This window comes from Candidatus Acidiferrales bacterium (genome assembly GCA_036514995.1).
Taxonomy (GTDB): domain Bacteria; phylum Acidobacteriota; class Terriglobia; order Acidiferrales; family DATBWB01; genus DATBWB01.
The window spans coordinates 1-19,429 of the sequence record DATBWB010000186.1 but is presented as its reverse complement, the minus strand read 5'-3'; the positions used below and the strand labels follow the sequence as shown (position 1 = coordinate 19,429).

Here is a 19,429-nt window from a genome sequence, read left to right as displayed (position 1 = left end):
GAAGAGCAGGTGGCCGACGCGGTGAAGCGGGGCGGAAAAGTCCTCGCCGGCGGCAAGCGCCCTGAGGGGGCGGAGTACGCCAAAGGCTTCTTCTATCTGCCGACACTGCTCGCCGAGGTGCCCGACGACGCTCGCATCGTGTGCGAGGAGTCCTTCGGCCCCGCGCTGCCCATCTTCAAGGTCAAGGACCTTGACGAGGCCGTCGCCCGCGCCAACAGCTCCATCTTCGGCCTGGGTTCGTCTATCTGGACGCGCGACCTCGGCAAAGCCCGCGCCGCCGCCGAGCGCCTTGAGGCCGGCAATGTCTGGATCAACTCCCTGCACATCGGCTACGACGAAATGCCCTTTGGTGGTGTCAAGTCGAGCGGCATCGGCCGCGAGCACGGGCCGGAAGCGCTCGAGGATTACCTGGAGCCGAAGGGCGTGGTCGTCGCGACCGGTTAGCTTTTGGTTTATTGGTTCATTGGTTTATCGGTTGATTGGTTCATCGGCTGATCGGATCCGGCGCACGCACCTGCCTCCAATCAACCACTAAACCGGTAAACTAATAAACCACTAAACCAATGAACCAATAAACCGATAAGCCAATAAACCAGCCATGGCGAAGATGATTATTGCCGGCAAGCCCGCCGAGTCCACCTCCGGCCTGACAGGTAGGGCAAGGCCTTGCGCCTTGCCGCTAGGACGGCAGGGGACAAGCCCCTGCCCTACCCGAAACGAGCAATGAAACCTTCAACCGAGCAAACGTCGTATCCGAAGCGAAAACACATCCGCTTGCCAGTCGATGCCTATCACAAGCCTGGTGCGTGGTACTTCATTACCATCTGCTGTCGGAACAAGGAACCCCGTTTTCAATCAGCCCCACTCCGGGACTTAGTGCAAGAGGTTTTGCATCAAACAGCCGCTGCCCACTATGTGGAGGTGGCAGCCTATAGCATTTTGCCCGATCACCTTCACCTGATATGCTCAGCGGGACCCCAGGGAGTTCCCGGATTCATGCGAGCCTTCAAAAGCAAAACTGCTCTGGAAATCAGTCGCCGAATTGGGGAATCATCCCCCTGGCAAGCGCGGTTCTTCGACCACAAACTTCGCAGTGATGAATCACTGCGCCAGAAATGCGAATACATATGGATGAACCCAGTACGCCGTGCTTTGGTTCGGAGGCCAGAGGATTATCCTTGGAGCGGCGTAGTCCGATCGGGGTAGGGCAAGGCCTTGTGCCTTGCCGCTAGAACTATGGCGAAGATGATGATTGGCGGCGAGCCCGCCGAGTCCACCTCGGCCGAGTGGTTTGAGGTGCGGAATCCGGCCACGGGGGAAGTCGTGGAGACGGTGCCGAAAGGCACGGTTGAGGACGTGCAGCGGGCGGTGGCGGCGGCCGAGAAGGCGCTGCCGGAGTGGTCGGCGCTCGCGTCGTCCCGCCGCGGTGAGATCCTGCACAAGGCCGTCCACCTTATCCAGGAGCACGAATCGGAACTGGCGAAGCTGCTCACGGAAGAGCAGGGCAAGCCGCTGAGCGAGTCGGTGCGCGAGCTGCGTCGCTTTGCTCACACGCTCGAGCACTATGCCGGCCTGGCCAAAACCATCCGCGGCGGCCACATCCCGCGCCTGGATGAAGGCAAGTACGGATTGATCTTGAAGCGGCCCATCGGAATTTGCGGAGCGATTGTGCCGTGGAACTTTCCCGTGTCATTGCTCGGAAACAAGCTGGGCCCGGCGCTGCTGGCCGGGAACGCCGTCATTGTCAAGCCCGCCAGTACCTCGCCGCTGACTGATATTCGCTGTATTGAGCTGCTCTGCGAGGCCGGCATCACGCCCGGCGCGCTCAATATTGTCACCGGCCCGGGCGGGACGGTGGGCGAAGAAATCCTGCGCCACCCGGCCATCCGCAAGATTGGTTTTACCGGCGAAACGCGCACCGGCAAGCACGTGATGGAAGTCGCTGCCCGGGAAATCAAGCGGGTGACGCTCGAACTCGGCGGGAGCGACCCGATGATCGTGGCCGACGATGCCGACCTGGAGGCGGCCGTCAGCGCCGCTGCCGTGGGCCGCTTCTACAACTGCGGCCAAGCCTGCCTGGCCATCAAGCGGCTCTACCTTTTCGAGCGCATCCATGACGATTTTGTCTCGAAGCTCGTAGAGAAGGTGAAGCGGCTCAAAGTGGGCAATGGGCTCGAAGCGGAGACGCGGCTCGGGCCGCTCCACACCGCGGCGCAGCGCGAAGAGGTGGAGGAGCAGGTGGCGGACGCGGTCAAGCGCGGCGGAAAAATCCTCGCCGGCGGCAAGCGCCCGGTAGGGCGGGAGTACGAGAAGGGCTTTTTTTATCTGCCGACCCTTTTGAGTGATGTTCCCGACGAGGCCCGCATCGTTCAGGAAGAATGCTTCGGGCCCGCCCTGCCCATCTTCAAAGTGAAAGATTGGGAGGAGGCCATCGCTCGCGCCAACCATTCCATCTATGGCTTGGGCTCGTCGGTCTGGAGCCGCGACCTCGCCCGGGCGATGGCGGCGGCCGAGCGCATCGAGTCGGGCTATACCTGGATCAACTCGGCTCAGATCATTTACGACGAGTTGCCTTTCGGCGGCGTGAAGTGGAGCGGGCTCGGCAAGGAGCACGGCTCGGAAGCGCTCGACTACTATATGGAGACGAAATCCGTCGTCGTCGGCAAAACTTAGCGGAGAAATTCGATGACTGAGCAGCTTGTTCGCTACACCGTCCAGGACGGTCTGGCCATCCTGGAGATCAACAATCCTCCGGCCAATACCTACAACCTCGACCTCTTGTGCCAACTCGATGCCGCGATCGTCCAGGCTCGCTTCGATTCAAACGTTCACGCCATTGTGCTGCGCGGGGCGGGGGAGAAATTCTTCTCCGCCGGCGCAGAAATCCGGTTCATCTCCGAGGCTTCGCCTGAGATGCGCTACAACTTCTCTCTGTTCGGCCACGAAACCCTTCTTCGCCTCGAGAACACGCCGAAGCTGGTGGTGGCGGCGCTGAACGGCCACACGGTGGGCGGCGGCCTCGAGATTGCCATGGCGGCTGACCTACGGCTGGCCAAGAAGGACGGCGGGCGCATCGGGCTCGCTGAAGTCAACCTGGGCGTGATCCCCGGGATGGGCGGCACGCAGCGGCTGGCGCGGCTGGTGGGCCGCGGGCGAGCGCTCGAACTGGCCGCCACCGGCGTTACGTTCTCGTTCGAGGAAGCGCAGGAGATGGGTCTGGTCAACCAGATCTTCGAGCAGCAGAGCTTTTTTGACGATGTGGTCGCCTATGTGCGACAGTTCATCCCGCCCGCGAAATCCAGCCTGGCGGTCGGCCGCATCAAGCGCGCCATGAAGTCCGGCCTCGAAGCATCCCTGAGCGAGGGCCTGGCGCTCGAGCGCGAGGTGCTGGCGCAAGTCTTCGCGAGCGAGGACGCCGCCGAGGGGATGAAAGCCTACCTCGAAAAGCGCATGGCCAAGTTCAAAGGCCGCTGACTTTCCTCGCAGGAACTCTGTACTTGTGCACCAGGAAGGCCTTAGGATAGAGTTCTGATCTCCACTACAAATCAAAGGAGGCATTCGATGGCTATTGTCAATCCCCTCTCCAAAGAAAAGGCTGCTCCGGAAGTGCATGAAATCTACGACGCGCTGGCAAAAAAATTTGGCAAGATGCCCAACTTCTTCGGCACGATGGCTCACCGGCCTGACGTGCTGAAGAAATTCGTCCCACTTTACGGCGCCATCATCAACGAAGGGACCGTCGATCCCCGCTACAAGGAGCTGGCCTACCTGAAAACGGCGATGCTCAACGGCTGCGAGTATTGAACGCGGGCCCATATCGCTTCGGCGAAGCGAATCGGCATCACCGACGAACAAATTCAGGCCCTACACTTCTACCAACGCAGCCCACTTTTTGACGAGAAGGATAAGGCGACGATCCTCTATGCCGAACGGGTGACCCGCGGGGCGGCGGCCATTCGCCCGGGCACGCTTGAGGAATTGCGCAAGTATTACGACGAAGGCCAGATCGTCGAGCTCACACTGGTCATCTGCATGGCGAACTTTACCAATCGGTTCAACGACAGCCTCGCCACCATCCCCGACCTCGGGGTATAGATAGCAGCGGGCGAGCGAAGGTTGGGGGCGTCGAGCGGAGACCCCCTGTATGGTCAGGGACGCTTCTGCTCCGGGCTGACAGACGAATTCTCCCCACAGCTTGAAGTCAAAACCCTGGCTAACCCGGCGTCTTGTTCCTATGCCATGTGGAGTGATACCCTGCGCCGGGATGAAAAAGCTTTTCTCCGGCTTTTTGCTTTTGCTTGTCGGGGTTGCGCCGTAGGGCTGGGCGCAAGTCTTCGCGAGCAGGGTAGCGTCCGCCCATGCGGTCGGGCGAGGATGGAACCGATTTAGCGCTCGACGTCGAAGTAGATGCGGGCGGTGACGCGGTATTCGGTGATTTTCTTGCCGTCCAGCCCCATCTCCAGTTCGGCGACTCGCGCCCACTTCATCCCGCGCACGCTCTTGGCGGCCTCGGCCACCGCATTCTCGGCGGCACGGGCGAAGCTGTCCTTCGAAACCCCTACAATCTCGATGACCTTCTGAGCCATGACATGCCTCCTCTCGACTGCCAAACTTTGGCGCCCGCGGCGGACAAGCGCGCAATGAATCCCTGTGACTCACGTCCGGTCAATCCTGCCCGCGTCTTCGGGCTTTCTGAGTCTTCGAGCCACCGATAGGGGTCAACAACCTCAACGCCGTGGAGCACTTTCTTGACGTCATCCGTCCGCGTCTTCGGCGGGGTCTTGTGAGTCCAATCCTGGGCCCATACAGCCGAAGCGCCGAGAAACACGAGAAGCTGCAGCCACCTGAGGGTTCCTCGGCGACAGCGATAGAGCCGGGGGTTCTTTGTGGCTCGCCCGGACATTTCAGTTACTCCTCTCTCGGCCATTCGCGTGTGAGTTGGGAGTCAGAGCTTAGAACGGAATTCACAGCCAGCACAAGCCGATTTGCAACCACTGCTCTTGCTTCGGAGTGAGCCCCGCCAGAGCCTGTCGATTCGCTCCCAACCTGCATGCCTCACGGCGGCAAGCAAATCGTGAGCCCAGAGGCATCGGTCTAGGTTTGATAGCCCAATCCTCCCACGGCTTGAAATCAAGAAGCCGCGTTGACAGCGTAGAGCGGGCGTCTTGTTCACATGCGATGCGAAGTGATACCCTGCGCAGCGATGGGAAAGTTATCTTTGTTCTCTTTGCTTCTCCTTGCCGGGGTTGTGCCATGGGACCCGGCGCAAGTGTTTGTTATTGACAGAGACGTTCCGGTGGCAATGCGCGATGGGGTGGTGCTGCGCGCCGACGTCTGGCGACCCGCCGCTTCCGGCCCATTCCCGGTGCTGGTGTATCGCACCCCCTACGACAAACGGCGCGCGCCGGAGAGCTACACGACGTTCCGCCTCGCAGTTGAGCGGGGCTATGCCGTCGTCATCCAAGACGTGCGCGGGCGTTACGCCTCCGAGGGGGAATTCGTCCCCTACCGCCAGGAGGGTCGCGACGGCTACGACACGATCGAGTGGGCAGCCCGGCAGGCCTGGTCAAACGGGTCGGTGGGAACGTTTGGCCTTTCCTATCCGGGTGCGGTGCAATGGCTGGCCGCGCTGGAACGCCCGCCCCACTTGAAAGCGATGGTCCCGGCGATGACCTTTTCCACGCCGCAGAATTTTTTCTATTTGGGTGGCGTGTTCGACCTTTCCTGGATCGGGTGGATCTGGAACAACATTGCGCCCGACACCCGCGCGAGAAAGAATCTTGCAGGGCCAAAAAGCGAGGAGGGAGCGCGCGCCGAGTGGCTCCGCGTGCGGGAGACGCTCCAACGCCATCTGCCGCTCAGCGAGTTGGGGGAACTCAGCGAAGTGGCGCCCTACTACTACGAATGGTTGCGCCATCCACCGGGCCATCCCTGGTGGGACTGGGCCGAAATGCGCAACAAGTATGGGCGCGTCGGTGCCGCCGTGCTGAATCTCTCCGGCTGGTATGACGAAGCCTATGGTCCGGAAGGGGCCACAACCAACTTCAGGGGTTTGGCAGCCTCCCGCAAGAGCCAGACGGATATCCGCACGAAGTTGGTTATCGGGCCGTGGACCCACGGGGTGCATGAAACCACCGAGACGAAATCGGGCGAGCGCGAATTTGGCCCGGCGGCGGGCATCGATTACGACGAACTGGTGCTGCGCTGGATGGATCGCTACCTGCGAGGGCGCGACAACGGTGTTGACCGGGAAAAGCCCGTTCGCATTTTTGTGATGGGGGAAAACGTCTGGCGCGAGGAAGACGCCTGGCCGCTCCCACAGACTCGCTACACCCCGCTCTATCTCGCGGCGACAGCATCAGAAGGAAAGGCCGGAGGCTTGAGTTGGGCGGCTCCGAGGCAGAACGAGCAGGCGAGTGCGTTTCTCTCCGACCCGACCAATCCCGTGGTGGACCCTTTCGCCACCTCTTCAGGTGCCCATGATTACCGCGAGCTGGAACGCCGGAGCGACGTGCTGGTGTTCGACACCTCACCGCTCGAGCGCGACCTCGAGGTCACGGGGCCGATCACCGCCGAGATCTTCTTGTCGTGCGATGCGCCGGACACCGACCTTTGGGCACGGCTGATTGACGTTGCGCCGGACGGCACTGCCTTCAACCTGATGAGCCCGGGCCTGGAGGTCATCCGCGCCAGCTACCGCAACGCCGGCCGCGGGCGCGAGCCCCGATTCTATCGGAGCAAGCTGCTTCGGCCGAACCGCGTGTACAAACTCCGGCTCACGAATCCGGTGACCAGCAACGTCTTCGAGAAGGGCCACCGCATTCGGGTGCAGATTTCGACCACGTTTTTCCCTCACTTTTCCCGGAATTTGCATACCGGCGAATTGGAAACAGTTTCCTCCGCCATGCGGAAAGCGACCATCCGCATCTACCACGATCGCCGGCGCGCGTCGCGGCTGATCCTGCCCGTGATTCACCGCTGAAGCATCGGCAATCACTGCGCACCGACCCAAGGTGCCGAAGCGGAAGCGATTGCCCGTCATCTCCGGGTGTTGTATCTTCAACCAGCCGGAAGGAAGAGGAACCGGGAACCGCCGATAGGAAAGAGTTGACGACGGCAGAGAGGAGCCGACCAGTCGTCATGACGGACAAGGTCGTGGTGCTGGTGACCTGCGGCAAGGCCGCCGAAGCCCACCGCATCGCTCGGGCGCTGGTCGAGGGGCGGCTGGCGGCCTGCGTGAACGAGCTGGCGGGGCGCGTGCGGTCCGTCTATCGCTGGAAAGGCAAGGTGGAGACCGCCGCCGAGTACGTGCTGCTGATCAAAACTTCCCGGAAATTGCTCGCCGCCTTGCGCGCTGAAGTCGAGCGGCTGCACAGCTATGACGTGCCGGAAGTAGTCGCCCTGCCCATTCTCGCTGGCTCACCCCAATACCTCCGCTGGCTGGAGGAATGCCTGCTGCGTCCAGCCGGCAAGCCCCGCCAAGGGCGGGGCAAGCGCACCGCCCGGAGTGGAGGGAAGAAGAAATGAGCGCCACCTCGCCCGCTGCGGCGGCCTGCCTGCTGGGCACGCGCGCCGGCTTCCGCTGGTTTCACGTCGAAGACGTCCGTGGCCCCGCGCTCGACCAGCTTGCCGCCGAGTTTGGCCTGCACGAACTGGCGATGGAAGACTGCCGCAACGAGCGCCAGCGCGCCAAGCTGGAGGAGTATGAAAACCATCTCTTTGTCATCGTCAACACGGTTCACTTCAACCCGGAGAAGAACGAATGCTGGTTCGGCGAGTTCGATATCTTCGTCGGCAAAGATTTCCTGATCAGCGTGCACGACGGCCCGAGCCGCACGGCGGGCGCTGTGCGGCCCAAGTTCGAGGCCGATCCCAGGCTGGCCCATCCCGGCCGCTTGCTCCACGCCCTGCTCGATTGCGTCGTGGATCGCTATCTGCCCGTGCTGGACAGCATCGACGACCGCATCGACGCACTCGAGGAGGAAGTCCACCGGGGGCCTTCGCCGCGGCTGATTTCGGAAATTTTCGCCATCAAGCGCGCCCTGATCGATTTCCGCCGGGTGGCCATCTCGATGCGCGAGGTCATTAACCAATTGCTGCACCGCACCGAGCCCTGGCTGCGCTCCCAGCAGGCCTATTTCCGCAACGTCTATGACCACATCGTCCGCGCACTCGATTTCGTCGAGTCCTACCGCGACATCCTCACCGGGGTGCTGGACGTGCATCTGACCGCAACCGCCAACCGCACCAACGAAATCGTGAAAGCCCTCACGATCTTTGCCACCCTTGCCCTGCCATTTCTCCTTGTCACCGGCTACTTCGGAATGAACTTTGCCGGTCTGCCGCTGCTGAATCACCCCCATGGCGCACTCTACGTGAGCGGCGGCATGGCGGCGATTGCGCTGGTTCTGCTGTGGCTTTTTAAGCGCAGGGGCTGGTTTTAATCCCAATTCCCGGTTTGAAACTCGGCCATATTCGACTGACAGATGCCGCAGCAAGGACGAGCGAGTCCCTGGATGTGCAAGTAGCCGGGCCCAGCCTTGGCGGGGCCGCTCGCCATTTTCTTCAAGCTGCCCGTCTGAAAACCCGGGGTCGGCTCAATAGCGCCCATTAGCTGGCTTTCTTCGGGTGGCGCTGGATGTAGCCGTGGGCAAACTCGATCAGGCTCGGGCTGTGCATCCCGATCTTCCGCGCTTCAGCCTCAGCGTCTTCAAGCTTCCAGCCGTCCACCAGGACCCTGCGGATCATCCAGAACGCTCCGACGCGGTTTGCCGACCCGCAGTGGATGAATGCGGGGCGGTTCTGCGGGTCTGAGGTGACTTTCAGAAACTCATCCGCCTGCTCGTCTTTCGGCTCCGCGACGCTGACGGGGATGTTGACGTAGCGCAGGCCGAGCTCCTTGGCCTTCGCCGCTTCTTCCTCGGCGTTATACTCGGTCGGGCGCCGGAGGTTGATGATGGCCTTGATGCCTTCCGTCTTCAGCTTCGCCAGTTCGTCCATCGTCGGCTGGCCGCCGGTACAGTACTGCTCGTTGACGCGGAGAAAGTTTTTGATGGAGGAAAAATCCTGCGGCTGCGCCACGGCCACGCTGGCCAGCAGGACGGCGCCAGCCACCAAGCCCAGGTTTCTCTTCATGGCTTCCTCCTGTGACCGCTTAGTCCAACCGCAGGATTTGCATGGTCTGGTCAATGGCGAGCGTAGGGTAACGCTGCCCGGGCGGGCCGGAGTAGCGGGCGGTAACGGTAAAGCTGTTGGCGCTGGTTTCAACGGAGTAAGTGTAACCCTCGCGGCCGGGCTTCTGCATCAAGAGTGCGCCGCTCGAAATCAGCTCCTCGAGCGAGGCATACGACCCGTGTTCAGCGAGGTAGAGTCGCTCGGCCTGGGCGATGGCGAGCAGGTCGTTCTGCACGCCGGTAATCGTGATGGCCTGAGTGGGTGCCGTTCCGTGACCCTCCGGTTGCACTCGGGTAAGGTAAAGGCGATAGATGCCGAAAGCGATGACCAAGGCGATGACGAATGAAATCAGAGCGCGCATGGGGGCCCTGTTTCCACTATCCGCTACCGCTTCTTAAGTGCTTCTTCGATTCCGCGCAGCATAAAGACATCTTCTTTGTTATAAGCCAGCAACTCCTTCAGGTAACGCTCGTCTTTGGACGCTTCCCATTGCTTCCAGGCTTTGTCAGCCCATGCGCCATCCCTGCCGGGCAGGGTTCTCTTGAGTCCCAGCGTTTGCTCAACCGCTTTTTGACCGCCCCAGAGACCAGCCTTCCAGCACTGGGGACATAGGTCAACATGCCTGAATTCTCTGTCCAGAACCACGCCCAGTTGAGCGGCGATGACCGGGAAGTCAAATCCCGTGTGATGTTTCACCGTATCGGGAATAGAGCGCCCGTTGTAAGTTACAATACGGTCAACCCCTCCCAGTGCGTTTATCAATTTCTCCTTGTATGCTTCCTTTCCCACAAGCTGAACAAAGGAATCGTTCCCGCCATCAAGAATGCGTACTCCAATTACGGTTATTTTGTGGTTTTTATGATCATCACATAACTGTGGGTAGCTTAATCGGCCGGTGTAACTAGTCTCGATATCCAGATAGGCGGTCTTCAAGGATCGCCCTCCATCAGATCGTGTTCCCGGTGCTGCTATGCATCCTCTGCATGTAGTTAGCGAGTAAGGGACTCCACGGTCCCCTCGCGGTACGCAAATCCTTCAGTAAGTTTACTCCGATGGCATGGGATTGGACAATCGCATCCCGGTGAGTGGGGTACCACCAGGTTATTCCTTTCGACCACGCTCCGGGGAAACGGCAGGTTCACCAAAGGCTTGCTAGTTTTCCGGCACGGTGAGGCGAGGGTCGGGCACCGCTCGGCCGATGGCAAAGTGATAGATCACCTGGCCGGCGGATGGTTCCAGGTTCAAAAAGCGGTGAACGTCATCGTCATAGAATGCCCCGATGCCGGTTGAATTCCAGCCAGTAGCCTCCGCGCCTAGATAGAGTCGCTGGCCGATGGCGCCAGCTTCAAAATGCGCATAGCGGTAGCCGCGGTTTCCAAAAGCGCGGGCAGCGGCTTCGAGGTCCGCAACCAGAGAGAAGGCAACGCAGGCATGACCGGCGAGCGGCTGCTCCAAACTGAGATAAGCAGCCGCCCGCTGGACGTCTCCGAGATGCATCGGTTCAAGCCCCGCCGCGGCAGGCTCGGCGGCGTGATACCGATAGACGCCGCTCAGAATCCCACGTACGCGGTGGACATAGAGATAGAGCTGGACTAGATCAGAGCCCTTTCCGCCGAAAAGATTCCCACGGAAATCGGCGCGAAAATCAGCGGTAGCGTGACGAAGGATAACGCCGAGGTCGGCAGCTTCCATGGGCTGTGTCTCCGGGTCGAAATCGAGCGCCGACCGACGCCGGCGGGCAATCATGCCTAGGGGCAGATCTCGAGATGGTGTTTCCGCAAGGCTTAGGCTGTCCGGTGACGCCCGAGAGGGAGAGAGGGCCGGTGGCACTGGCAGCGGCTCAGACGGCGGCAACAGGGTGGAACGATGCATGCCCAGAAGCAAATAGTAGGGAACCTCTTCGTCGGAAAGCTCGTTGGCAACCCCGCCCGGCGGCTCGACAAAAGAATCGTGCGTTTTATTGGTCGGGGGCGTTCCGGCTGAGCGCGGCTCCACGCCAAAGACCAGCACGGCCATCGGCGCTTCGTCAGAAGACTCAAGGCCGAGAGCGCAAGCCAACTCAAGATCGGGAAAATGGCTGAGCCAGACCCCTCCGAGGCCCAGCGCTCGCGCCGCACAGAGGAGCGACATCGCCGCATGCCCCAGGTCATGACAGCAGTAGCGATAGGCCCGGTCGCGATACTTCCATGCTTCTCGCCAAAGAATCGAAGTTAGAAGGACAATGAGAGGAGCTCCGGCGAGCCATTCGATGCTGCAAACGTCGGCCAGCTTGGCAGCCCAGGGGCCGCGGGAACGCCTTTCGAGCGCGTGGTCGAGGACGCGGTAGTGGTAGAGACCTTCCTCTAGCTCGCTGTTCGCACTTCCCGAAGCCTTCGCCCCGATGTTTCGGGGCAAGGGAAAATCGGGGCTCGCGCCAACAACGACATGCGTTTCCGTGGGATGCAGATTTCCTGATGAGGGGTTGACCCGCAGGCTGTAGCGAAAGTTGGTTTCCGGCACCTGCTTCCATGCGCTGATGGCCATCGAGTGGTGAAGAAGAGCATTCAGCAATTGCAACGTGATCGGCGGCGTCATTGTGCGTGGTTGGGCGAGGCTTGAAATGGTGGCGAAGGTTCCCACCTCCGGCAGTGGCTGGGGTGATCCGAGAGGGATGGTTGGGACGCCGTGATAAACGCGAAATGGATCGGGCTGGTTGCGCCAATCCAGAAAATGGGCGCTCGAGCGAACGGAGACATAGCTATGCTTGGTCGCCTCGTGATAGGCAAACAGCCGGTCGGTTTCGTGATTTTGATCCCGGATAAGGTCGGCCGCGCCTGGTGTCTCGTTCTCGAGCAGGGCGCGGTTCAGGTAGCGCGTCATGGCAACTAGATTTCCGGGTACAGCTCGAAAAAGGCTGCTACCGAGGCGCGGAACTGTTTTTCAATTTGTTCTTTGCTGCCTTGAATCAGGTGCATGCTGATGCGCCCCTCGCGGCTATCTTTGAAGTGGAACGTAGCTTCTTCAACCGAGCCGAGCTCCTCGGCAGGGATCAGCCGCATGCCATAGACGAGTGCCAGGTTCGCCATGGAGGACTCCTTCAGGATGAATCGTTCGCTTCTCCCGCAGAGCGGGATCCCTTCGACTCCGCTCAGGGCAGGCAGGGCAAGCAGGATGAATCCTTTGCCTGTGGTGCGATTCCTCAGCCTATGGAGAAATGTCCCCGGTGTCAAATTTTGTTGGCGCTTTCGCGATGAGAAGTTCACATGATTCGGCAGGGCATCCCGGAGGGTATAATGAGCATCCGGACAGGGTAGGCGGTCGGAGGAACCACGATGAAGCGAACTCTTGCTTTCCCGACGATGCTTCTATGCGGGGCTTTTCCCGTTTGTGCGCAGCAGCCGGTTGCTCCTGTCGAGCCGGGTGAACCTACTCAGGCGGTTGAAGCGGCCAGGCCGCTGGCACCGGCCACGATCACCGTGCCTACAGGGACGCGGCTGCCGATGGTGCTCGTCAACACGGTGACGACCCGAACCGCGCGCCCGGGAGACCCGATTTATTTTGAAACGCTCTATCCGGTGACGATCGAGAACCGCATTGTCATCCCTGCGGGCAGCTTTGTGCGTGGCCAGGTGACTGAGAGCAAACGTCCCGGGCGGGTAAAAGGCCGCGGCGAGCTGATGGTTCGCTTTGATGAGTTGATTTTGCCCAACGGCTATACCATTTCGCTTTCCGCCAACGTAAATCAGGCGGGCACGGGCGGCGGTGAAAAGGTGGACCCGGAGGGGAAGGTGAAGGGCGATAGCGAAAAGGGTCGGGACGCGGGCACCATCGCCACGACGACGCTCGGCGGCGCGAGCATCGGTTCCATTGCCGGCGCAGCCGCCGGAAGCGTGGGCAAAGGCGCGGCGATTGGCAGCGGCGCGGGGGCGGCCGTGGGGATCCTCGGCGTGTTGTTAACCCGCGGGCCGGAGGTGCAGTTGCCCCGCGGCACGACGGTGGATGTTGTCCTGGACCATGATATTGTGCTCGATGGGTCGCGGATTCATTTCACCGATGCCGGTCGCTCTTCCGTCTTGCCCGCCCCCGGCGACCGCACCCAGGATCGCTCGCGCGTGCCCCTGTCGCGCTTTCCTTTCCCTTACTGACTTCACCCAGAAGGCCCGATTTGGGGGCGGCCTGAAGGCCTGCCCCTACAGGGCTGCTCAGCGGAAACGCAGCGGAGAAAACGTTTCTATCGGTATCGAGCTGCTTCCGCGCAGGATCAACTCCACCATGGCGCGGGCAGTGGCTGGAGCAAGGAGAATGCCGTTCCGGTAGTGGCCGGTGGCAAGGAAAAGATTTTCGATGTCGCAGGCACCCAGAATGGGCAAGTGGTCCGGCGAATCCGGACGAAGGCCCGCCCAGGATTCCGCGATTTCGGCTTCGCGCAAGCCGGGAACGATTTCTTCCGCTGACGCCCGCAAGCGGGATAGAGCTTCCGGAGTGGTGCTCTTATCAAACCCTACATCCTCGACGGTGCTTCCCACCACGACGCGGCCATGCTTGCCCGGCACCAGATAGACAGCGCCGCGAATCACCCGGCTGAGGCAAGGTCTTGCCATCTTCAGAGCGAGCATCTGCCCACGGATCGGCTTTGTGGGCGCAAGCCTGGCGCACTCGGGCCCCAGCGTAGCCGACCAGCAGCCGGCTGCGACCAAAATCTTGGCGGCAGCGACCCTCTCGCCAGCGGTCTTCACAGCCACGGCGCGCCCATGTTCAACCACGATGGTTTCCACCGTTGCCCTCTCACGCAAGCGAGCCCCACGCTTTTGAGCGGCCACGAAAACGGCCTCCGTAAGTCGGCGATTGTCCACCTGGTGGTCTTTCGGAAGCAGGAGCGCGGAGCAGACCTCCCGGGCCAGCGCCGGCTCAAGCTGCCGCGCTTCTTCGCCGCTCAGCATTTGTCCGGCTAGCTTTTGAGAGGCAAGCATCCGGGCCGCCTGCTCGAGCCGGGCCGCTTCCGCGGCATTGAGGGCGATGAGGAGCGTTCCCTCCGTCCGGTAGTCCACCTCGATGCGGGAGTCGTTCTGCACCCGGGCCAGGAAATCCGGATAAAGAAGCATGCTCTCCAGCGCAAAGGGAAGAAGGGGAAGGTCATGGAAAGTTTCCGAAGTAGGCGCCAGCATGCCGCCGGCTGCCCAGGAAGCTTCTCGGCCCGCCTGGCTGCGCTCCAGAATCAAAACTTTTGCTCCAGCACAGGCCAGCTCATAAGCAACCGCGCCGCTGATGATGCCGCCACCAACGATGAGAACGTCGGGAGTCACCTTCGTCCTTCATCATAGCGGACAGAGGCGGAAAGGAGAAGCAGGCAGCGAACAACATTCGCTTGGGAGAAAGCGTTTGCGGAGGTGGGTGCCAGAGGGGAGGGATCAGCGCCGGCGGAGTTCCAGCAACTCGATCAAGACGGCAACGAGCAGCGTGAGGATGGATGCCAGCAGCCATTCCGTCTTCCAGAAATGAGCCTGCTGCCAGTCCATGAACCAGTCGGAGGCGAGCGAAGGCACTGCCCAGGCGACCAATACAAAGGCTAGCGCGCCCATCAGGAAGGCCATGACGCGGCGCCCCAGCACCAATCTCGTGTGCGCTTCAAAAAACTGTGCCTTTTCGGCGTGCAACGGCCGGCCGCAGTAATAGCAAAAGAAGGCCTGGGGGAGCGATTCGGTCTGGCAAGAGGGACAGACCAACTTCGGCGGCACGCTCACGATCTTGTCCTCGAGCTGCGGCGCCTCCCAGTAGCGCTCCTGCGTCTTCTCCCGAATGCCAGTTGTTTGCGTCACCTGAGCCATCTCGAACGTTTCCCTTTCCCTCCCTCTGGATATGGGCAATCCGCTCTCCAGAAAGGACAGGAAGGCGGGAGGGGATGATGACCTCTAACCATTGTGTTTTCAATGCAACGCGAGGATAGCACGCGGCGGCTGCGCTGCCTGTCCCGAAGCGAGACGCAACTTTTACTGCTGGCGAGAAGAATTTCTACTGGCTTAAGGGAGGGAGCGCGAGAGATCTTCTGAGAGCAAGAAAGCCTTCTGAGCGAGGTTTGAGGCTCTTGCCCAGTCTCCAGTTCGAGCCGCTGTTCGAGCCTGCTTCAGAAACGAACTGGAGCGCTCCAGAAGGTCTTTCTGTGTTGCGTTCAGGCTTTTGCCGGAAGCCCTCCGCAGGTTGTTTTCCGTGCGATTTATCAGGTCATTGGCCGATTCCTCAGCTCGAGCCTTCTCCTGAGGGGTGATGCTGGGGCCCAACTCCGGCGCCGGCTCAGAAGGTCTGGGGGGTTCGGTCGGCGGCGGTACATGGACGGCAATCGGTGGTGGTGCGGGGGAGGGTGGCTGGGCTTTGGCCCGACGATGACAGCCGGGGCTCGAGAAAACAATCAAGCCGGCGGCAATTAGAGCGAGCGCGAAACTGGAGCTGGGGCGCTTCATCGCTTCACCGCGGGGGCAGGCGAAGGCGGAAGGTGGTGCCGCGGCCTACCTCGGAATTAAAATCGATGGAGCCATTGTGAAGTTGGACGACGCGAAAGGTGTTGGCTAGGCCGATGCCGCTCCCGCCCGGTTTGGTGCTGAAAAAGAGCTGGAAAATTTTCTTTCGATCTTCCGGAGGAATGCCTGCACCGGTGTCTTTCACAAGGATTTCGACATGGTGGTCGTCCCGGCGCAAGCTAATGGTGAGTGTGCCGCCGCCGGGCATGGCCTGGCACCCGTTGAGCACCAGATTGAGCAAGGCCTGCTTGAGCAGGTCTCGGTCCACGCGCACCAACGGCAGTGACTGTGGTTGTTCTACGGCGATGGAGATCCGCCCCGCCTCGGCCTGCGGACGCGCCAGCGCAAAAACTTCCATGACCAGCCCGTGGAGGTCGGTATCCACCAGGTGAAGCTCGACCGGCCGGGTGAAATTTCGGAAAGTATCGACAGCGCGGTTGAGCCGGCTGATCTCGTTCTCGAGCACCTGTAGATGTTGGGCGGTATTGCCGTCGGGAGGCAGCTTGCGGCGAAGCTGGCCGAGGTGAAGCGACATGGCGTTGAGTGGGTTTTTGACCTCGTGGGCCACGCCGGCGGTCACCCGGCTGATGGCGGCCAGGCGTTCGGTGATTTCAAATTGCGAGCCGAGCCGCTCGATGGATTCCAGATCCCGGAGCGTCACCAGTGCGCCCAGTTTTTCTCCACGCTCGGCAATGATCTGCACCGACAATGCAGCGCGGTGCGGCGGGTTGCCCTCCAGCTCGACCTCCAGGTTTTCCACTGGGCTCAAATCGGGCTGGGGCAGACCGAGCGCCCGGGCTACCGAAGATCCTTGCGGAAAAATTTCCTGAATCGACCTTCGCAGCAGAGCTTCCGGCTTGACCCCCAGAAATTTCTCCACTGATGGGCTGACCATGATGGCGCGGCCATCGCGCGAAAAAAGCATCAAGCCTTCCTGCAACCCAGTCATGATTTGATCCACGTTGTCCTTGAGGGAACGGTAGCCGGTGCGGTAAGTGCTGAGCTCTTGTCCCAGCCGATCAATCTGGGAAGAGACCTGGCCCAATTCGTCGGTGCGGTCCAGGCGGAGCGTTTGAAACTCGCCGCGGCTCATGCCGTCGAGCTGCTGGCTGATGCGAGCGAGTGGGGCCAGGGCCAGGCGGCTGCCAACGCTCGAAACCAGCGTCGCTGCCAAAACCGCCACCAGCGCCCAGCCCAGCGTGGTTTGGAGTTGCGGGATCAGTTGGCTGTTGAGGAATGTCCCGGAAAGCCCGACACGGATTTCGCCGAAGGGCTGGCGGTTCAGGGTGAGGGGGTAAGTAACCTGAAAGAAAGTTCCCCGCTGGTAGATCGCGCGCGCCTGGGTCAGCCAACCGGCTTCGGCGATGTCGCGGAATTCAGTTCGCCGTGGTTCCACTCGCCCCACTTTTTCAGGCAAATTGGAAGCCAGCACCACGCCGGCGGAGTCGCAAATGGCAATCTCATCCAGCGCCTTCCAGTAGTCCACGCTGGATGTCAGCGCTGCCTGCATGCCCGCGTCGTTTTCAAAAACCGCGCGCAAATAGCGACGCATCTCCTCCGGCTCAGTCGAGCGCGGGCGTTCCGGGGAGGAGTGCAAGGCCAGTCTTGCCTGGTCAAAAACCTGCTGCGCCACCAACTGAGCGCGCTCATGCGTCTGCCGCACGAGCGTCTGGGTGAGATTCCGCGCCCAGAGCGCCGATAGCACGGCCGCGATAGCCAGGACGAGCAGCGAGGCGGCCAGGGTGAACTCAGTTTTGAGACTGGCTCTCATATTCCTTCAACTTATTGTGAAGGGTTTTGAGACTGATGCCGAGCAGTTCGGCGGCGCGGGTCTTGTTGTTATTGGTTGTGGAGAGGGTCTGGTAGATCAGGGCGCGCTCGGCCTGCTCGACGGTGGTGCCGGGTGGAAAGCGAAGCTGTTCCAGGTCGCCTGCGCCCGGGCGCTGCGGACGACAAAAGTCGGGCGGGAGATGATTTCGGGTGATGAGCCCCTCACCGGGCTTGCAGACGACCACGGCCCGCTCGAGCACATTGCGCACTTCACGGATGTTGCCGGGCCAGTTGTAGCTTCGAAAAAGATCGGCCACGTCAGTGGCTACGCCGCGGACCTGGTGATTGTGTTTCTGGTTGAGCTGGCGGATGAGGTGCTCAATCAGGTCGGGGAGGTCTTCCTTGTGTTCCCGCAGGGGCGGAACGTGAACCCGGATCACGTTTAGCCGGTAAAAGAGATCCTGCCGCAGATGGCCGCTTCTCACTGCCTGGTCCGGCTCTTTGTTCGTTGCTGCCAGCACGCGAACGTTGACATGCCTCTCCGTCTTGCTGCCGAGAGGGCGGATCTTGTTGTCTTCAAGAACGCGCAGCAGCTTGGCCTGGGTGGCAATGGGCATTTCAGCGATCTCATCCAGCAGCAGGGTGCCCTCTTGAGCCAACTCGAAGCAACCGACGCGGCGCTCGGTGGCGCCGGTGAACGCGCCCTTTTCGTGGCCAAAGATTTCACTTTCAATCAGCGTTTCCGGCACGGCGGCGCAGTTGATGGCGACAAACGGCTTGTCGTGCCGGGGGCTCAGTTCGTGGAGGGTGCGAGCCACCAGCTCTTTGCCGGTGCCGCTCTCGCCGGTGATGAGGACGGAGGCGGTGGAGGGGGCAATGATGTGGATAAGCCCCAGAATCTCCTGCATGCATTTCGAATGGCCGACCATCTTGCCGAGTTTGCCGGCATCGCGCAGCTCGATCGTCTGCAACTCGATGACCTGCCGGTTGCGAAGACCCTCGACGGCACGATCAACTAACGTGCGGAGTTTTACCTGTTGAAAGCGTTCCAGCGGCTTCTCAACGTAGTAAAAGGCTCCCCGCTCGATCGCCTCCAGTTCGAGATCCTCCGTCCCGTGTCCGGTCAGAACAATGACTTCAACCTTGTGATGGAGGTCGTCCACCAGGCGGCGGAGCAATTCCAAACCGTCGAGCCGCGGCATCTGGTAGTCGGCGATGATGACGGCCGGCGAAGATTCCTCGTATTTCTGGAGCGCGTCCAGACCGTCGGCCGCCGACATGGGCGCATAGCCCCACTGCGAAATCAGCGCAGCCAGCCCCTCCCGCGCGTTTTCTTCGTCCTCGGCAATCAAAATCTTCGTTTGCGCACGATTCATCCGGTGAAGACCCTCGGTGTCATGCCCCGATTAGATCGGGGCAGGGCTCATTCTAGCCGAAAATCTCCGGCCGCGCATGAAACTCGTGCCGTGCCCGCTAACTTGAGACTCGCTGCCCCATTCCCACTCCGGGTTGTTTGGGCTTCAGATAGTAGGGCAACCTTTTGCTCTCGGAAATGTTGGGGGCTTGGTCTTGCGCCAGCGTACGTCCGATGGCGGCCAATCAATATCGTTGACGCGTGTTACCTGGCGGTGTTCGCCGGCAACCAGGGAAGGAGCTCGGTGCAGGGGTTGCCGTGGATGACGTCGAACATGAGCGGGCAGCCTCAAGGTTCCGGAAAGAGGGTGAAAACCTGGCTGGCAGCCCAGCAGCTTACTCCGGCTCCTGCATTGGGGAGTGGTTCCGGTACGCAGTTTTTACACCCGCGGTAGGGATGCTGTTTTCCTCCATAGTACAAGCATTGTGTTATCAATCACTTATTGCCATAGCTGTATGGCAGGCGGGTTGCTGCGGAAGACAGTCTTGTGAGTCCCCAAGGAGGCAGGATGAATTTCAAGGTGGGTAGGCTTGTTGGAGCGTCCAGCCTAGCTGGCTTATTGGTGATTGGTGGAGCCTGC

The 19,429-nt window shown here is 61.0% G+C and carries 19 protein-coding genes; 9 read left to right on the top strand and 10 right to left on the bottom strand.

Annotated elements, in window-relative coordinates; genetic code table 11:
* The 5 genes from VIH17_12300 to VIH17_12280 form a co-directional block, all read left to right on the top strand.
* Positions 1 to 444 (top strand): aldehyde dehydrogenase family protein (locus tag VIH17_12300; GenBank protein HEY4684009.1); only part of this gene is annotated, 444 nt, incomplete at its 5' end.
* A 792-nt stretch (positions 445 to 1,236) separates the two neighbouring features.
* The gene (locus VIH17_12295) at positions 1,237 to 2,673 is read left to right on the top strand and encodes an aldehyde dehydrogenase family protein (protein ID HEY4684008.1); all 1,437 of its coding nucleotides are present in this window, start codon (positions 1,237 to 1,239) and stop codon (positions 2,671 to 2,673) included.
* Positions 2,674 to 2,685: 12 nt separating this feature from the next.
* On the top strand, positions 2,686 to 3,474 hold the full coding sequence (locus tag VIH17_12290; protein HEY4684007.1) for an enoyl-CoA hydratase-related protein: 789 nt from the start codon (positions 2,686 to 2,688) through the stop codon (positions 3,472 to 3,474).
* Between the two features lie 87 nt (positions 3,475 to 3,561).
* Positions 3,562 to 3,804: a carboxymuconolactone decarboxylase family protein gene (locus VIH17_12285; GenBank protein ID HEY4684006.1), complete on the top strand. Its 243-nt coding sequence runs from the start codon at positions 3,562 to 3,564 to the stop codon at positions 3,802 to 3,804.
* Between the two features lie 129 nt (positions 3,805 to 3,933).
* Positions 3,934 to 4,095: a hypothetical protein gene (locus VIH17_12280; GenBank protein ID HEY4684005.1), complete on the top strand. Its 162-nt coding sequence runs from the start codon at positions 3,934 to 3,936 to the stop codon at positions 4,093 to 4,095.
* A gap of 290 nt (positions 4,096 to 4,385) precedes the next feature.
* Here VIH17_12280 and VIH17_12275 read toward each other — a convergent pair whose 3' ends face one another.
* Positions 4,386 to 4,586, bottom strand: a complete 201-nt coding sequence (locus VIH17_12275; protein HEY4684004.1) for a dodecin family protein — start codon at positions 4,584 to 4,586, stop codon at positions 4,386 to 4,388.
* A gap of 716 nt (positions 4,587 to 5,302) precedes the next feature.
* Here VIH17_12275 and VIH17_12270 point away from each other — a divergent pair.
* From VIH17_12270 to corA, 3 genes are all read left to right on the top strand, one after another.
* On the top strand, positions 5,303 to 6,982 hold the full coding sequence (locus tag VIH17_12270) for a CocE/NonD family hydrolase (GenBank protein HEY4684003.1): 1,680 nt from the start codon (positions 5,303 to 5,305) through the stop codon (positions 6,980 to 6,982).
* Between the two features lie 158 nt (positions 6,983 to 7,140).
* Positions 7,141 to 7,527, top strand: coding sequence for a divalent-cation tolerance protein CutA (cutA, locus tag VIH17_12265; protein HEY4684002.1), 387 nt, complete (start codon positions 7,141 to 7,143; stop codon positions 7,525 to 7,527).
* Positions 7,524 to 8,444, top strand: coding sequence for a magnesium/cobalt transporter CorA (gene corA / locus VIH17_12260; protein ID HEY4684001.1), 921 nt, complete (start codon positions 7,524 to 7,526; stop codon positions 8,442 to 8,444). Before cutA ends, corA begins: the two co-directional genes overlap by 4 nt.
* Positions 8,445 to 8,610: 166 nt before the next feature.
* Here corA and VIH17_12255 read toward each other — a convergent pair whose 3' ends face one another.
* From VIH17_12255 to VIH17_12235, 5 genes are all read right to left on the bottom strand, one after another.
* Complete coding sequence (locus tag VIH17_12255; protein HEY4684000.1) at positions 8,611 to 9,135, bottom strand: protein tyrosine phosphatase family protein; 525 nt, start codon at positions 9,133 to 9,135, stop codon at positions 8,611 to 8,613.
* A gap of 19 nt (positions 9,136 to 9,154) precedes the next feature.
* Entirely contained in the window at positions 9,155 to 9,535 is a 381-nt protein-coding gene (locus tag VIH17_12250; GenBank protein HEY4683999.1) for a hypothetical protein, read from the bottom strand.
* Positions 9,536 to 9,558: 23 nt separating this feature from the next.
* A complete protein-coding gene (locus VIH17_12245; GenBank protein ID HEY4683998.1) occupies positions 9,559 to 10,107 on the bottom strand; it encodes a ribonuclease H-like domain-containing protein in 549 nt (182 codons plus the stop codon).
* Positions 10,108 to 10,326: 219 nt separating this feature from the next.
* Positions 10,327 to 12,033 (bottom strand): SagB/ThcOx family dehydrogenase, encoded by a 1,707-nt coding sequence (locus tag VIH17_12240; protein HEY4683997.1) that lies wholly within the window; start codon positions 12,031 to 12,033, stop codon positions 10,327 to 10,329.
* A gap of 5 nt (positions 12,034 to 12,038) precedes the next feature.
* Positions 12,039 to 12,239: a hypothetical protein gene (locus VIH17_12235; protein HEY4683996.1), complete on the bottom strand. Its 201-nt coding sequence runs from the start codon at positions 12,237 to 12,239 to the stop codon at positions 12,039 to 12,041.
* A gap of 246 nt (positions 12,240 to 12,485) precedes the next feature.
* Here VIH17_12235 and VIH17_12230 point away from each other — a divergent pair, with 246 nt between their 5' ends.
* Positions 12,486 to 13,298 (top strand): hypothetical protein, encoded by an 813-nt coding sequence (locus VIH17_12230; protein ID HEY4683995.1) that lies wholly within the window; start codon positions 12,486 to 12,488, stop codon positions 13,296 to 13,298.
* A 57-nt stretch (positions 13,299 to 13,355) separates the two neighbouring features.
* On the opposite strand, the gene thiO is transcribed toward VIH17_12230, so the two are convergent.
* From thiO to VIH17_12210, 4 genes are all read right to left on the bottom strand, one after another.
* A complete protein-coding gene (thiO, locus tag VIH17_12225; protein HEY4683994.1) occupies positions 13,356 to 14,456 on the bottom strand; it encodes a glycine oxidase ThiO in 1,101 nt (366 codons plus the stop codon).
* A gap of 105 nt (positions 14,457 to 14,561) precedes the next feature.
* Complete coding sequence (locus VIH17_12220) at positions 14,562 to 14,978, bottom strand: zinc ribbon domain-containing protein (GenBank protein ID HEY4683993.1); 417 nt, start codon at positions 14,976 to 14,978, stop codon at positions 14,562 to 14,564.
* A gap of 634 nt (positions 14,979 to 15,612) precedes the next feature.
* A complete protein-coding gene (locus VIH17_12215) occupies positions 15,613 to 17,436 on the bottom strand; it encodes an ATP-binding protein (protein HEY4683992.1) in 1,824 nt (607 codons plus the stop codon).
* Positions 17,414 to 18,811, bottom strand: a complete 1,398-nt coding sequence (locus tag VIH17_12210) for a sigma-54 dependent transcriptional regulator (protein ID HEY4683991.1) — start codon at positions 18,809 to 18,811, stop codon at positions 17,414 to 17,416. Before VIH17_12210 ends, VIH17_12215 begins: the two co-directional genes overlap by 23 nt.
* Positions 18,812 to 19,429 lie beyond the last annotated feature (618 nt).